This is a genomic window from Bacillus cereus group sp. BfR-BA-01331 (assembly GCF_022663915.1).
In the GTDB taxonomy this organism is placed as follows: Bacteria; Bacillota; Bacilli; order Bacillales; family Bacillaceae_G; genus Bacillus_A; species Bacillus_A mycoides.
The window spans coordinates 48,681-64,778 of sequence record NZ_JAKUGJ010000008.1; the positions used below are offsets into that span (position 1 = coordinate 48,681).

Consider the following 16,098-nt stretch of genomic DNA (forward strand, 5'->3'; position numbering starts at 1 on the left):
TTTCTATTAGTATACAGCAAAACCGTTTCCTATACATTTGTTTCCTGCATAGCAGCGAATTCATCCTCAGAAATAAGGACATCTCTCGGTTTCGTTCCTCTTCCTTCAGAAATAATCCCTTGCGACTCCATCTCTTCAATTAGACGTGCCGCGCGATTATAACCTATGCGGAATTTTCTCTGTACAGAAGATGTGGACGCTCCCCCTTGCTCTACAACAAATTGACATGCATCAAAAAATAGTTCATCTTCAGACTCACTCTGCTCTGATTTTGCTAATAAATCCTCTTGCTTAAATAAGTAGTTTGGCTTCATTTGCTTTTTCACATGATCAACTGTTCTTTCAATCTCATCATCTGATACGTATACACCTTGTACACGAACTGGTTTAGATGTGCCGTTTCCTAAAAATAGCATATCACCACGACCAAGTAACTTCTCCGCGCCCCCAATATCGATAATCGTACGCGAATCAACTTGAGATGATACTGTAAACGCAATACGCGTTGGAATGTTTGATTTAATTAAACCTGTAATAACGTCTACAGATGGACGCTGCGTCGCAACTAATAAGTGAATACCACAAGCACGCGCTTTTTGTGCAATACGACAAATCGCTTCCTCCACATCACCAGGAGCAACCATCATTAAGTCCGCTAACTCATCAATGACAATTACAATATACGGTAATGTCTCACCTGGGATTTCTCTACCACTTACAATCGTATTGTAACGAGTTAAATCACGAGCACCAGCATGAGCAAACAATTCATAACGACGTTCCATCTCTTCAACCGCCCACTTTAACGCAGCTGTAGCTGCTTTTACGTCAGTAATAACAGGTGCTACAAGATGTGGAACAGAATTGTATGGTGCAAGCTCAACCATCTTCGGATCAATTAGTATCAACTTCACTTCATGCGGCTTCGCTTTATATAAAATGCTCGTTAAAATCGCGTTAATGCACACACTTTTCCCTGAACCAGTTGCACCCGCAATAAGTCCATGTGGCATTTTTCGAATATCCGTTACAATTGGATCACCTGAAATATCAAGCCCCAGCGCAACTGTAAGCGGTGATTCACTCTTTGTAAATACAGGACTTCTTAAAATTTCACGCAGGAATACTGGCTTACTTTCCTTGTTTGGAACCTCAATTCCAATTGCACTCTTCCCTGGAATTGGCGCTTCAATTCGAATATCTTTCGCAGCTAAACTTAACTTAATATCATCACTTAAATTTGTAATTTTATTTACTTTCACACCTGGGTCTGGTTGTACTTCAAAACGAGTTACCGCCGGCCCTTGTGACACATTAATAACATGTGCTCCAACATGGAAATTATTAAATGTCGTATTTAATAATTCTTCCTGTTCTTCTAGCCACTCCGTATTATCTAATGCTGCCTGCTGTGGAATTGACAACAACGTTAATGGCGGAAGTTCATACTTCGGTGGCGCTTGTAGTACGTTGCGCATATCGTTCTCTTTTTGATTTACAACATATGCTTTCTCTTGTACTTCCGTACTTGAAATTGGCTCTTTTACTTGTCCAGCCACCACTACTTGTTGCATCGGTTTTTCTTCCACTTGCGGTTCCACTTCCACTTGAGCTTCTACCGCTACTTGCTGCATTGGTTTTTCTTCCACTTGTGGTTCTACTACCATTTGCTGCACTGGACTTTCTTCCACTTGTGGTTCTACTACCACTTGCTGCATCGGTTTTTCTTCCACTTGGGCTTCTACTACCACTTGCTGCATCGGTTTTTCTTCCACTTGCGGGTCTACTACCATTTGCTGCATCGGTTTTTCTTCCACTTGGGCTTCTACTACCACTTGCTGCATCGGTTTTTCCGTTACTCGTTCACCGACAGTAGATTGTGTTACGTTCGTTCTTACCGCATGTCTTTCCATTAACTTCTTTCTGTCTTGTTTTAACATGACAACGTTAAATGGAACATGACGCTTTTTCTCGCGTTTCGGCTCTTCTTTTTGTGCTGCAGGCTGTTCTTCGACAACTTGTTTCTTTTCATCAGCTTCTTCAATTAAAACATTCGCAAAGCTTTGAACATCTCTCTTCGTTTGCTCATCTGCTTCTGAAACTGGTACGAATACTTCACTTTCTTCCATGAACTCAATTGTTTCTTGCTGAGAAATCACTGGTTGCTCTGCAACTGGTGTATTTTCCACTAAATCTGTATTCATCGTTTCTTCAATTACTGTTTCTTGAGAAGTTGGTTCTTCTTCCTTAGTACCCTCTAACTCCGCAACTTCTTCTGTCGCTTCCTCTAATTCCACAACTTCTTCTGTCGCTTCCTCAGATTTCTCTAATTCTACAACTTCTTCTGCTGCTTCCTCAGCTTCCTCTAATTCTGCAACTTCTTCTGTCGCTTCCTTAGTTTCTTCTAATTCCACAACTTCTTCTGTCACTTCCTCAGATTTCTCTAATTCCACAACTTCTTCTGCTGCTTCCTCAGCTTCCTCTAATTCCACAACTTCTTCTATTGCTTCCTCAGTTTCTTCTAATTACACAACTTCTTCTGTCGCTTCCTCAGTTTCTTCTAATTCCACAACTTCTTCTGTCGCTTCCTCAGATTTCTCTAATTCCACAACTTCTTCTGCTGCTTCCTCAGCTTCCTCTAATTCTGCAACTTCTTCTGTCGCTTCCTCAGTTTCTTCTAATTCCACAACTTCTTCTGCTTCCTTAGCTTCTTCTTCAAAAGCATCTGGTATTTCTATAGTAATTGTTTCTTCAAGCTTTTCATCTGCTTTTACAATCACTACATCTTCTAAAGTTTCTTCTTCGACTTGATTTGCTGCAACTTCAGCAACAGTTTCTTCTATTTCTGTATTACATTCATTTTCTTCTGTTAATATCGAATACACATGCTCTACTTTAGAATCTATTGACTCTTCTTGTAAAGTTTCTTCGTTATCTTCTGTAGATGATAACGCCACTACATCTTGCTCCTGCTTCAAGGCTTGTACAATTGTAGCCTCTTTTTCCACATGCTGTCCTACTGTTTTATGAAGCAAATCATCACTTAGGCTTTCTTCTAATGAAGGGGCTTGACGTTCAACTTCGTAACCGTTTTTCTCTAACCATGTATCCACAACCGATTTTTCTTCTACTTTATTACTTCGTTCGTTCACTCCGTTCTTAACAGATGAACTTCCTTGTAGAACTCCCGAAAAGTCAGATAATGTATATCCCTTTTTCTCTAACCATGCGTCAACAACAGCTTTTCCTTCAACAGATATTTCAAGATCTTCTCTTTCCTTTTCTTCCTCCTGCACAACCTTCGTTTCTACTGAAGGACGGTTATATCCATAAATCGGAGAAATCATTTCTGTTGGACGAAATGGTCTACGGTTACTTTCTTGCGACGGTACGAATGCTTTTTTTACGACAGGCTCTGGTTCCGGTTCATATTGCAATTCCGGTTCCTCATATGTAGGTGCTTCTGTTTCCACATACGGTCGTCTCCTTCTTTCCACTTTTATTCCTCTTTGAGTAGGCTGTTCTTCATATGCTCCTCTTTGAATAGGTTGTTCTTCAAAGTTAGGCAGTTCTCTTACATCCTCCTCATCGAAGCCATTATCTGGTATTAATGGAAAACGACATTTCCCTGCATTCCGACTTGCCATTTGTGCTTCTCTTGCTTCAGTGTAGTGGTTTACACGAGGAATTTTCGGCTGACTTTCAATTTGTGCCGGTACTTCTTTATTCATCACTGTTTTTTCTTCCTCTTTGTTAAACAGCTTTTTCATCCAATCTAACATGTTTACCACTCTTTCTACTAAATAGTAACATCCTTTATTGTATCAGCATTCGGCAAAAAGTGCAGGTAAAATTAAGCATATTAGTTTTATCCATAATATTCTAATCCACGATTGTTTTTCATATAGAAAAACGAGGTCTTACATGTAAGACCTCGTTTAATCTTTACCCTTCCGATATTCATCCACACTATCCGTTACACTTTGCAATAAAGAATTTACATACTGTGGGTCAGATAATTTTTTGTCTTCTTCAGGGTTTGACATAAATCCAAGTTCTAATAGTACTCCTGGAACTTTTGACCAATTAAATCCAGAAAGATCATCCCTAAATTTAATTCCATTTACTTTCACTTGATGATTCTCTCTCATTTTATTTACTATCATTTGAGAGATTTGAAGACTTTCAGCATAAATCTCTTTCGTATACGGACTTCCTTCTGCCGGTGTCAATACAGCAAATCCACTTTGATTTGGATTTTCAGAACCATCTGCGTGAAGGCGCAAAAATAAATTCGCTTTATGATCATTCGCGAATGTTGCTCGTTCCTTATTACTTATATCAACCTCATGTGACGTTCTCGTCATCAATACTTGTATACCTTTTGCTTCCAGTTTTTCTTTCAATATAAAAGCCATCTCTAATACAAGAACTGATTCCCTCTTTTTCGTTACAACTCCCGCTGTTCCGTCTGTTACTTTATATTTTTGCGTAGTTGCTCCTGGACCAATTGCCTCTAAATTTAAATTCGCTTTTTGTTGATGCCCTGGATCAATAACGACGAGAAACTTTTCTTGTTTTTCATTACTCTCTACTTTTTGTTCATTATTTTGCAGCGGTTGCTCAGTTGGCTGCAGCGGCGTAGTTTCCTCTTTCTTTTCCTCGGTCGGCACTTCCTCCTGCTTATGTTCCACTTTCTCATTCGTTTGAATTGCTTGCGCCTGTTCTGTCTTTTCTTGTTCTTCTTGCTGCTTTTCTACCGGTGCGTCTTCCTTATTATCTTTGTTTTTTTCTTGTATAGAAGATGTTGTTTCTTTTTTCGGCTCTTCTTGCGAACAACCTCCCATATATATTCCAATGACTGCAATAGCGCTCATTATTTTTATATACTTCATTTTTCTCTCCTATCACTTTGCACCGGTCTCAAAGTTTTTCTTATAATTGTTTTATAATTTCATCCATATTTCCAATATGAACGGGTTGCCACGTTTCTGTACCACGCTCTGCGGTATAGACTAGATAAGCATCATCAGCTACATTTACGAAAATAGGATCCCCCATATCCGTTTCATATCCGATAACAATCCATTCCTCTTTCCATTTTCCACTTTCTTCACTTATTAATGAATTTTTATATTTATCATATCGATAACCGATTTGTCCTTTTTCTAATTCATTTTCGCTAAACACATATATTTCATAGGAACCTAGTTCGATATCTTGCTGTTTTGAAGTTTCAATTCGTTTCAGAAGTTCTACAATTTTTGGTTGTTGTTTCATACGTCTACCCCCTTCTTTTTTCTAAATTTTACCTAATCCACTTTTGAAATACAATATAGATTTCGAGAGGAAACGTTACAATCCTAGGAATTTCGCACAAAAAAATAGCCTCACATATGCGAGACTACTTTTTCTAACATCAATTAAAATTTAAATTCTTGTCCAACTTCAAAGCTATCTTCTAATACAAGAATACCTTTTTCTTCTGGAGCATCTGGAAGCTCTAACTCACGTGCAGAGCAAATCATTCCAGAAGAAGGAACACCGCGAAGTTCAGCTGGTTTAATTAACATACCACTTGGCATTACAGCACCGATTTTTGCAACAACAACTTTTTGTCCTGCGTCAACGTTTGGTGCACCACATACGATTTGTAATGTTTCTGTACCGATTTCTACTGTACAAATGTTTAATTTATCAGCATTTGGATGCTTCTCTTTTTCAGCTACATAGCCTACAACAAATTTCGGCGTGAAATCAGCTTCTACTTTTTCTTCAAAGCCATTCTTCGCTAAAATTCCGTTAATTTTTTCAACAAACTCTTTCGTTAATGTAACGTTTCCGTTGTCTGTTACTTCTACATAAGAAGACGCATTAAAGATGTTGAATCCTGCTGTTACGTTGCTTTCACGATCGTATACGCGAGCAACATCTCCTTTGCGGTCAAATGTACGGTTTTCTAAAGTAATATCTTGTAAGGTAACAATTAAAGTGTCACCAATTCCTTCAAGGTTGTAAAAAACGTTCACTTCGTTCATCCTTTCTCTTTTCCATCTGTCTTCTTCCGATTCTTCGCTAAAATAAAGATTGGTTCGAAGTCCCCATCTTCATATACGAATGAAAGTGATGTAATCGGAACATGCCCTTCGGCAAAAAATTTCATTGTCATTTGTGCAATAATATCATAACCGATTTCGTTGACGATATCAGCAATAATTAATACATCTTGGTGAGGAACTGCAACAACCATATCACCAGAGATCTTTTCACGCATCGAGTGTAGTAACGATTCGTTTAAAATACGACTCGCATCGTATCCATCATTTGTGTTTAAAAAGTAGAATGTATTACCTGCTACTGTCTCCTGCTTAAATTCATAGCCTAATGAGCGAGCATTAAATAATGCCATTTCACGTACTTGTTCCTCTGTAAGCTCTAATTTTTGCAATAAGCGCTCATCAATTAATCGATACGTTTTATTAGAATCTAGCGCATAGTAAATACGTGTTTCCGCCGTATGGTCCGTCATAATAAACGGATTTCCTTCTTCTGATTGTTTCGGGAAAGAAGTAGAGCGAATAACAGGTAAAATTTTCGCCGTGCTATTTTCTTCTTTATGCATTGCAATTAGCGCTTCTTGTACGTAATAAGCGACCTCTTCAATTGCTTTTTCTTTGTTCACTTCCCATTTTGCAACTACTCCTGGAAGTGATACGTTAATACCTTTTTTCGAGTCTGTTTGTTCAATACGAAGAACTTCTTTCTCGCTATCATAATGAAAGTCCCATTCTGGTCGAGATAATTTCTTCATTAACTCGTCTTTCATCTTTTTACTTGTCATTTTCATCTCTTTTTCCTCCCTTCCAAAAAAATAACCTCCCCCGCGAAGGTAGAGGTTGTTTTTACAATTCAATTGGCTAATTGTCTTATTTTAAACCTTCAATAAACTCTTCGATTTGCTCTTGTGTTTTACGATCTTTATTTACATAGCGTCCAGTTTCTTCACCTTTATTGTACGCTACAAAGCTTGGAATGCCAAATACGTCTACTTTCACGCATAAATCAATAAATTCATCACGATCTACATAGTAAAATGAGAAATCACTATACTTCTCTTCTACTTCTGGCATAAATGGATCAACGAAACGGCAATCTGGGCACCATTCTGCTGAGAACATGAAGACTACATTCTCTTCATTTTTTAATTCTTGGAATTGTTCCATGCTTTCTAATGATTTCATCTATATTTCCTCCTCTAACGAGTGCACTTTTTCACACTATAATCTTTTCTTTATACTACCATACATCGCGCATGGTGCAAGGTTTATGCTTGCTTTTCATCATACTTATATTGCCCAACAAGTAACTTAACAACGTGTACAAATAATTCCGTTCGGTCGACATAATCATCTGTAAAAATACCGATAGCACCTTCGTGACTACGAATATCTTTTCGCTCTACAAACTCTTCCATCACTTCACTTAGCTCTTTTCCTTCTTCAAGCGGTGCTAAAAAATCGTCTGGTAACTTAATACGCGCCCCGCCCGCAACAAATGTTTTACCTTCAATCGTCGCTAAAGCACCCCAGTTACACATAAATAACCCATGCTCCGTTTTCATAACGCCGCCTTCTAGCCCAATGCCGATATGAGCTGCACCTTCCTGCAATGCTCTCTTCGCTCTATTTACTGCTCCTTGCATCGTCTCTTCATCTGAAAAAGGCTGATTTGCTACTCCTGATGGAACAGAAAGAGATGTAATTTCAGCATCTTCCCAAACCTTCTCCACAGCCCCAACCTTCGTCTTATTCTTCGATCCAACTACTACCTTCATTTCATTCACCTCTATATAAATTCATACTCATATTCCTTCTACATTCAAACTTTTCACTTTCACAACTTCGGGACTCAAACGTTAAAATAGATCATACTCTCACTATCTATTCGGAGTGAGCACCGATTAAGCACTAACCGCTACCACTCATCGCTGGGCCCTCTCTCCCACCTAAAAAAAGAAAGGTTTTCCAAAAACAGCCTTCCTCCCTCTTCCTATCCGGGGTCTTAATACATCATTCGAGCACCAACTAGGCACTGACCGCTCCCATTCATCGCTGGGCCCTCTCTCCCACCTAAAAAAAGAAAAGGTTTTCCAAAAACAGCCTTCCTCTCGCTTCCTATCCGGGGTTTAAACACATCATTCGAGCACCAATTAAGCACTAACCGCCACCACTCATCGCTGGGCCATCTCTCCTACCTAAAAAAAGAAAGGCTCTTCAGCCCTTCTTCCTCTTTACGCGTTATTCTTAATTGTCTCTAACGTCGTTTTGTCCGTCGCTCTCACAAGCTTCGTAATTAATTCCTTCGCTGCCGCATAATCATCAACATGTAAAATAGAAGCATGTGTATGAATGTAGCGTGCACAAACACCAATTACTGCTGATGGGATACCAGAGTTACTTGTATGCACACGGCCCGCATCTGTACCACCTTGTGAAATAAAGTATTGGTACGGAATGTTATGTGTTTCTGCTGTATCTAAAATGAATTCGCGCATTCCTCTATGTGTTACCATTGTGCGGTCATAAATACGAAGAAGAGCGCCTTTTCCTAATTGACCGAACTGCGTCTTATCACCAGATGCATCATTTGCTGGACTTGCATCAAGCGCATAGAAAATATCTGGTTGAATCATATTTGCAGCAGTTTGTGCTCCGCGAAGACCCACTTCTTCTTGTACAGTCGCACCAGAGTATAATGTGTTTGGTAATGTTTCATCTTTTAATTCTTTTAGCAATTCGATAGCAAGGCCACATCCATAGCGGTTGTCCCAAGCTTTCGCCATAATTTTCTTTTCATTTGCCATTGGCGTGAATGGGCAGATTGGAACGATTTGTTGCCCTGGCTTTATGCCAATTTCAATCGCATCTTCATAACTATCTGCACCTATATCAATTAACATATTTTTTATATCCATCGGTTTTGCACGTTGCGCATCACTTAATAAATGAGGAGGAATGGAACCAACAACCCCAATAACAGGACCATTCTTCGTCATAACTTGTACACGCTGAGCTAATAGTACTTGGCTCCACCAGCCACCTAACGTTTGAAAACGAAGCATCCCATTTTTCGTAATTTGCGTAACCATGAAACCTACTTCATCCATATGACCTGCTACAAGAACGCGCGGGCCAGTTTCGTCCCCTTTTTTCAGACCAAATACGCTACCTAAACCGTCTTGCACAATCTCATCAGCATATTTGCTTAATTCTTGCTTCATAAAACTGCGCACATCATGTTCAAAACCTGATGCACCTTGTAATTCTGTTAACGTACGAAATAATTGTAATGTCTCTTTATTCACGAAGTCCCCTTCTTTCAAACCTTAGTAGAATACCTCTTTTATTGTAACGAAATTTTCGAAATGTTTCTAGTTTCTTCTTTTTTAGTTGCATTTGCATTATAATTATTATTGGTACACTATTTTTATTTTACAGAATTGAGGTGAATATATGAGCTGGAAAGGTTTAGTCACAGGTCTTGGCGTTGGGTTCGCAGCTGGTTATTTCGTTGCAAACAAAGTACAAGAACAATCCCATATTTCTTCAGAAAAAGCATTGAAAATGGTGAAACAAGCATTAAGTCATAAAGGTGAAATTACTGGCTCTTGGGTACATATGGTTCCGGAGGCATTTGAAAAATATGATGTCGCGTACGAAGTTTATCGCGGCGGTCTTACAACGATGTTAGATGAAATACAAGAACGATTTGAATTTTTAGTTGATGCTAAAACAGGTACTGTTTTAGAGGTTATAGCAGCATAAAAAGAGGTTTCCCATTAGGTGAACCTCTTTTTTTTTAGAATTACCAACAAAAGCTGATAATAACAGCAATACATAATAAGTGGAGATTGTTCCAATAAATATTTTTGGACACCTTCCTCTTATTAATATTAAGCTTCTATATTTGTTTTTCTCTCTATCTTCTCCACTATATGCCCTTCCTCATTCCACTTTACTGCACGGTAATATGCATCATGATAAAAAGTAAACCACGCCTCTTTTTCAGCACCATACTTCATCCACTTTTGTTTATGTTCAATCGATGTCATTGGATAGTCATCGTATGCCATTACCCATAATACATTTTGATGTGCATGCGTCGGTAAAATGTCCGCTAAATGAAGCATCGTTTCACCCTGACTTTCAAGGACGACAACAGCATGTCCATCGCTATGACCACCCGTATGCACCATCTTTATTTCATCCGTAATTTCTACTTCTTGCCTGAACGTAACAATCTTATCAACGATTGGCTCCCAATTTCCCTTCCAATATGTATTACGCGATCTAACATTCGGATTTTTCATTTCATTCCATTCAGTCTCACTTACATAAATCGTTGCGTTCGGAAACGCCGGAACAAGGTGATTTCCCTCCCATTTTGTTAAACCAGATGCATGGTCAAAATGAAGATGCGTCATTAAGACGTAATGAATATCTTCATTATGCAGTCCCAATTTTTCTAAAGATTCCTTAACTGCTGATTCTTCTGTTACACCTTGATTCCGCTTCATTTTCTCATTCAATTTACCATTCCCTATCCCTGAATCAATAAGCATGTTTCCTTCTTTCGTTTGTAAGAGTAACGGATCTGTTCGTAAATAAATATGATTTGTATCATTATGTTTATATTTTCGTGACCAAAGTACTTTTGGCACAACTCCAAACATCGCGCCTCCATCTAAATGTGTATTCCCACCTTTTAGCCACGTCACTTTTATATTTCCAATTTGCAACTGTTCCATATCCCATCCCCCTTTTTCATTTAATTTTAACATAATATTCCGATTATTTTTCATATAAAAAACCTATGCATTACTGCATAGGCTCCGTACGATATTTTGCTTCAACTCGATAAATACGATGACCTTTACTAGAGAATTTCTCTTCGTATTCTGTCATAATGTTTCCTTCATAATCACTATTATGAAGATCTAGGCTAAGGTAAGTTAATAACATACCATACTCAGCCATACTCATAAGAGAATATTCAAATAATCCCTGGTTATCAGTTTTGAAATGAATTTCTCCGCCATCTACTAACACTTCTTCATAATTGCGTAAAAATGTTTTATACGTTAAACGACGCTTCGTATGACGATTCTTCGGCCATGGATCTGAGAAGTTTAAATAAACGCGGTCAATTTCACCTTTCGCAAAGAAAACTGTTAAATCTTCAGCATCTTTATTAATTAACTTTAAGTTCGGTACTTCTTCTTCAATTAATTTATCAAGTGCATCTACAACAACACTTGTGAATTTTTCAATTCCAATATAGTTAATATGCGGATTTGCTTTTGCCATATCATACATAAAGCGGCCACGTCCTGTACCTACTTCAATATGAATTGGCTGTTCATTTCCAAATATTTCTTTCCAGTTACCAGCGCTCTCCTCTGGGTTTCCAATTACGATATGTGAATACTCATTAATTCGATCCATTGCATAAGGCTTATGTCTTAAACGCATAGATGTCTCCCTCTCTTTACAAAACTATTTTAAAGGAAAAATTCCTTCTTTCTGTTTTAATCAATCTATCAAACAAAAAACCAAGTACGTACGAGCACTCGGTCCGTTTCTTTCAAGTATAAGATGTACCATTTTGATAAAAACTACATAAAGCATTAAACATTCCATGACGAAATAGCTTTTTCTCTTACATTTCTAGGGAGAGAAAAACACTCGAAAGGATGATCCGTTCATGCCAATTAATCAACAGCATCAATTAGAAGTGTTAAAAGATATTTTAATCAACCATCAAAGTGATTGCTGCGGGACAGTTTCTGAATGCGAGCAATTAGAGCGACTCATTCAATCGTTACTCGCAAACGATAGTATAAGTAGTGACACTAAAGTAATGCTAAACGATGTATATTCTTATAGTCAATCGGGTAAATCTTCCTCTAATTTGGACAACCATATTTCCAATAATCAAGAACAACTTACTCAGTGGATTGCTGGAATGGACAATTTTTCTTAAGTATTATTCTGAAGCAAGTAGTTGCTGTAAATATTGATGCCAATATTTAGCTTCTGCTTGCTGCTTTTTTGTTGTGTGCCATTGCATAGATAAAATCGTTTGTGCTATCACATACCATCTCATACGCCTAAGCAATGATTCATCTAGTTCAATCTCATAATATCCGAGCCACTCACTCCATTCATGGCGTGGAATATACCAATATAATAACATACCAAGATCTAAAGCTGGGTCAGCAATAACAGCCCCATCCCAATCAATTAAAAACAATTCATCTTCGTCCGACAATATCCAATTGTTATGGTTTACATCACAATGGCATACAACGAATTCATTGTACTCAATATCTTTTAATGACTCCGTTAAATATTGAAGACCTTGCTGAATTGTTTCATCAACTCTTATATCTCCTCTTAAAACGAGCTGTAATTGTTGTAATAACTCTTGCGCATGAAGCGGCTGCTTTCCTAGCCTTTGAATCATCTGCACAAGCGCTTTAGAGGAGTGTATTTTCTTCAAAAGTTTCGCAACACGTTCTAGTTTCATATCCTCTGGCTCTAACTTCTGTCCCGGAAGCCATTTTTGAGCAGAAATTACATCACCGTTCGTTACCCTTCTTGTCCAAAGTAATTTTGGAACAATTCCTTCTGCTGACAATACCGCTAAAAAGGGCGATGTATTCCGCTTTAAAAATAACTTTTGTTGTCCGTTTTGCGCAATATATGCATCGCCCGTTACTCCACCAGCCGGTATAAGACTCCACTCTTTTCCTAATAATTGTTCCAACCATTCCATATTCATTACCCGTTAACAAATCCTTATCTTTTATAGTTATGAAAAGAAAAACCGCAACATTTCTACACATGTTGTGGATTCATATATTTTACTGTATTTGAATGAAAAAACTTGGCATAAGCCGAAAACAGGATAAATCACCTGTTCTTCTAGTTTATTTTACAAAATCAATCATAGAATGACAACTTATGAAAATCGTCACCTTTGTCAATTCTACATTTATTACATTCTCATCGTCAAGTAGCGATTTGTCACATTATCGTCAATATATACGTGCTAATTGGAGCCAATTGAAGTTCCTTTCCTCTAAATGAAGAAATTGGCTCTATTTTCGCTTGCTTTTCGTTTACTAACACATGCCACGTTTCTTCTTTTGGAAGCTGCACCGTTTTAGCTTCCAAACCGCTATTAAATAAAACTACAATCTCTTTCCACGGTCCAAATAATTCTACATGCTCTAGGTGGTATGCCAGTACTTCTGTAGATGTTTGCAAAAAAGTCATATGCGTTTTTATAAGGTCTGCATTTTGTAATCGGAATGCCCCGTGCCCTTTGCGAATCGCAATTAACCCTTTTATATAGTTAACAGTCTCCATCTCTTTCTCTTTTTGATCCCAATCTAATTGATTAATTTCATCATTTGCATTATAACTATTTTCATTCCCTTGCTTCGTACGATAAAACTCTTGCCCCGCATGTAAGAAAGGAATCCCTTGTGAAAGAATAACCATTGCAGTTGCTAAACGATGACGCCTTTTCAAAATTTCTTCTGATTCTGGATTACTTTGCACTAGTTTATCCCACATCGTCATATTGTCATGACATTCTACATAGTTGATGCTTTGTATTGGCTCTAGAAACAATCCTGTTTCTTTCATACTTAAAAGGCTACCAGCTACTATATACTGCAAATGATTACAATCTACATGCCCACCAAATGCAAAGCCACGTTTATTAATATTAAAAGTACTTCCTTTTATTCCATCACGAAATTGATCATTAAACTGTGCGATACATGGCATTTTATTCGCATTATTTAACGTCGCTTTCTCTTCAAGAGGAAGCGGTGTTTGCAAATCCCATCCTTCACCTAATAACAGCGCATCCTGCTTTATTTTTCGTACTTCTTTTTCTAATTCATTCATCGTTTCAACATCTAAAATTCCCATTAAATCAAATCGGAATCCATCAACATTGTATTCAGTAAGCCAATATAAAACAGATTCTATAATAAATTTCCTCATCATTTTCCGTTCAGATGCTATATCATTTCCAACTCCCGTCCCATTAGAAGGCATACCGTCTTCCCCATGACGAAAATAATATCCCGGGACAAGCTTCTCAAATGATGATAATTCTCTTTCATAAACATGATTATATACAACATCTATAATCACCCTGATGCCGTGATCATGAAATGTTTCAATTAGTTGTTTACACTCTACTATCCTGTTATATGGATCAGAAAGGTTTGTAACATAAAATCCTGTTGGTATATTGTAATATAACGGATTATAGCCCCAATTATATGCGGAAGCAGGATTCACTTCATCTACACCACCAAAACAATGTAAAGGTAATAGTTCAACATGTGTAACGCCTAAATCTTTTATATGAGACAATCCTGTTAATGTCCCATTTCGTCCCATTGTCTCTTCTTCCATCAATCCTTTATATGTTCCCTTTTTATTCACTCCACTGTTTGGGTGAATAGTAGCGTCACGAATATGCAGTTCATACAATATGGCATCTGTCATTGACTGTAATGGTGATAATTCTACTCGTTTTGTCACATTCGTTTTTTCCAAATCGATAACGACGCCGTATTTTCCATTTATCGTCGCAGACTTTGCATAAGGGTCAACCGCTTCGTTCCATATTAAATTAATACAAACAAGGAATGTATATCGTGCTCCATCATGATCACCTTGTAATGTATGAATCCACACTCCGTTTTCTTCTCTGTACATTTCATAATCAATATATTCTTTATCACTTTTATAAATCCGTACTTTCGCAAGCCTTGCAGTCGGAGCCCATACTTTAAATATTGTTTCTTCTTTTTTATACACAGCACCTAAGTCGGTACCTTCGTAATAATATTTTTCATCGAAAACTACTGTTCGAATCACAGCGCCTATTTGTAAATCTGTTTCTTCATTCCGTTCATCACGTACTGTATAATACTTCCCCACATCTATCGGCTCTTCTATAAAACATTCATACTTCGTTGCATCTGGAAGAGCAATAGTATGAACAATCGGTAACTCTTTCACATTGCTTCCTTCTTGTAAACGAAATGTCCGGCTTGTTCCATACGCATGCGGGAGCAAAATTGTAATTTTATTCATTTCATCTAAATAGGCATCAAATGGACGTTTTACTTTCAACATAAAAAATCACCATCATTCTTAAAGTTAAAATAAAGTGAAACTTTAATCAGTGGGAAGGCTTTACCCCACTGATTATTAGTTGAACCAATCGGGCCTTTATGGGCAGTAGATCTCCCACCTAGCTTCTTTGCTTTATCCTAATTTTGAGGTGGGAGTCTTACTGCCCGTTAATGCGGGGTGAAACGAGCTGCAAATGATAAGGGGTTTCTTATCAGCGAAGCTCTATACAGTAACACATTATTCCCTATAGTATATTCACCTGTATAAAAAACGTTTTCATACATTCTATTTTTGTAGTTTTATTTCAGTAATCGATTTATACTTCGGCGTTTCCTTAACGTGAGATTCATACAAAGTAATCGTATCTGCTTGAAATGATGTTACAGGTAACTCTTTTACATTTGTCAGATCAAACACTTTTTCTCCTACCCATTTACGCGCAACAGTAATATGTGGATGATAAGGACGTGTCTCTAGAGAGAAGCCATTTTCTTCACAAATTGTATGCACTTGCTTTTGTAAAGTAAACAAATCTTGATTATCACTTATCCCCGCCCAAAATATACGAGGCTGGTCCACCTGTCCGAATGTAGAAAGTCCTTGTAACGTGAACGATAATTCCGTTTTTTCTGTAAGTGTTTGTAATCCATTCTTTATTCCTTCTAACTGTTCCTGCGTCGCACTTCCTAAAAATGAAAGGGTAATATGATAGTCTTCTTCATGTACCCACGAGCGAAATGGTAATTCATCCTTCATTTCCTCTTTATAATTAGAAAGAATTTCTTTTATATGACGTGGTAAAGTTACTGCGACAAAATAATGCGGCACCATCTACATCGTCTCCTTTATGTTATTGTTGCTTTTCTTC

Annotated in this window: 14 protein-coding genes and 1 pseudogene; 2 read left to right on the forward strand and 13 right to left on the reverse strand. The window is 37.7% G+C overall.

Annotated features, from left to right (window positions below):
• Window positions 1-29: 29 nt before the first annotated feature.
• The 8 genes and pseudogenes from MR155_RS32445 to MR155_RS16280 all read right to left on the reverse strand — a co-directional run bounded on the left by MR155_RS32445 (window position 30) and on the right by MR155_RS16280 (window position 9,364).
• A pseudogene (locus MR155_RS32445) lies at window positions 30-3,782 on the reverse strand (DNA translocase FtsK).
• Between the two features lie 156 nt (window positions 3,783-3,938).
• Window positions 3,939-4,895 (reverse strand): N-acetylmuramoyl-L-alanine amidase, encoded by a 957-nt coding sequence (locus tag MR155_RS16250; RefSeq protein ID WP_242310552.1) that lies wholly within the window; start codon window positions 4,893-4,895, stop codon window positions 3,939-3,941.
• A gap of 40 nt (window positions 4,896-4,935) precedes the next feature.
• Window positions 4,936-5,280, reverse strand: a complete 345-nt coding sequence (locus MR155_RS16255; RefSeq protein WP_219301230.1) for a thiamine transporter — start codon at window positions 5,278-5,280, stop codon at window positions 4,936-4,938.
• Window positions 5,281-5,423: 143 nt separating this feature from the next.
• On the reverse strand, window positions 5,424-6,038 hold the full coding sequence (gene ytpR, locus MR155_RS16260; protein WP_002089041.1) for a YtpR family tRNA-binding protein: 615 nt from the start codon (window positions 6,036-6,038) through the stop codon (window positions 5,424-5,426).
• Window positions 6,035-6,847, reverse strand: a complete 813-nt coding sequence (locus MR155_RS16265; RefSeq protein ID WP_002129459.1) for a DUF1444 domain-containing protein — start codon at window positions 6,845-6,847, stop codon at window positions 6,035-6,037. The genes ytpR and MR155_RS16265 overlap by 4 nt, the downstream gene beginning before the upstream one ends.
• A gap of 79 nt (window positions 6,848-6,926) precedes the next feature.
• Complete coding sequence (locus tag MR155_RS16270; RefSeq protein WP_002015619.1) at window positions 6,927-7,241, reverse strand: thioredoxin family protein; 315 nt, start codon at window positions 7,239-7,241, stop codon at window positions 6,927-6,929.
• Between the two features lie 83 nt (window positions 7,242-7,324).
• Window positions 7,325-7,834, reverse strand: coding sequence for a DUF84 family protein (locus MR155_RS16275; RefSeq protein WP_002089045.1), 510 nt, complete (start codon window positions 7,832-7,834; stop codon window positions 7,325-7,327).
• A gap of 456 nt (window positions 7,835-8,290) precedes the next feature.
• Window positions 8,291-9,364, reverse strand: coding sequence for a M42 family metallopeptidase (locus MR155_RS16280; protein ID WP_002089046.1), 1,074 nt, complete (start codon window positions 9,362-9,364; stop codon window positions 8,291-8,293).
• Between the two features lie 148 nt (window positions 9,365-9,512).
• On the opposite strand from MR155_RS16280, the gene MR155_RS16285 reads away from it, so the two are divergent.
• Window positions 9,513-9,824 carry a PepSY domain-containing protein gene (locus tag MR155_RS16285; RefSeq protein ID WP_002015622.1) on the forward strand — a complete coding sequence of 104 codons (312 nt, stop codon included), beginning with the start codon at window positions 9,513-9,515 and terminating at the stop codon, window positions 9,822-9,824.
• Between the two features lie 128 nt (window positions 9,825-9,952).
• On the opposite strand, the gene MR155_RS16290 is transcribed toward MR155_RS16285, so the two are convergent.
• Window positions 9,953-10,807 (reverse strand): YtnP family quorum-quenching lactonase, encoded by an 855-nt coding sequence (locus MR155_RS16290; RefSeq protein ID WP_472927175.1) that lies wholly within the window; start codon window positions 10,805-10,807, stop codon window positions 9,953-9,955.
• Window positions 10,808-10,877: 70 nt separating this feature from the next.
• A complete protein-coding gene (gene trmB, locus MR155_RS16295; protein WP_002138679.1) occupies window positions 10,878-11,531 on the reverse strand; it encodes a tRNA (guanosine(46)-N7)-methyltransferase TrmB in 654 nt (217 codons plus the stop codon).
• Window positions 11,532-11,763: 232 nt separating this feature from the next.
• On the opposite strand from trmB, the gene MR155_RS16300 reads away from it, so the two are divergent.
• Window positions 11,764-12,042, forward strand: a complete 279-nt coding sequence (locus MR155_RS16300) for a YtzH-like family protein (protein ID WP_002015625.1) — start codon at window positions 11,764-11,766, stop codon at window positions 12,040-12,042.
• Window positions 12,043-12,045: 3 nt separating this feature from the next.
• On the opposite strand, the gene MR155_RS16305 is transcribed toward MR155_RS16300, so the two are convergent.
• The 3 genes from MR155_RS16305 to thpR form a co-directional block, all read right to left on the reverse strand.
• The gene (locus tag MR155_RS16305) at window positions 12,046-12,843 is read right to left on the reverse strand and encodes a phosphotransferase family protein (protein WP_131246861.1); all 798 of its coding nucleotides are present in this window, start codon (window positions 12,841-12,843) and stop codon (window positions 12,046-12,048) included.
• 245 nt (window positions 12,844-13,088) lie between these two features.
• Complete coding sequence (pulA, locus tag MR155_RS16310; RefSeq protein ID WP_242310554.1) at window positions 13,089-15,230, reverse strand: type I pullulanase; 2,142 nt, start codon at window positions 15,228-15,230, stop codon at window positions 13,089-13,091.
• Window positions 15,231-15,515: 285 nt separating this feature from the next.
• The gene (gene thpR, locus MR155_RS16315; RefSeq protein ID WP_219301227.1) at window positions 15,516-16,061 is read right to left on the reverse strand and encodes an RNA 2',3'-cyclic phosphodiesterase; all 546 of its coding nucleotides are present in this window, start codon (window positions 16,059-16,061) and stop codon (window positions 15,516-15,518) included.
• Window positions 16,062-16,098: the final 37 nt, after the last annotated feature.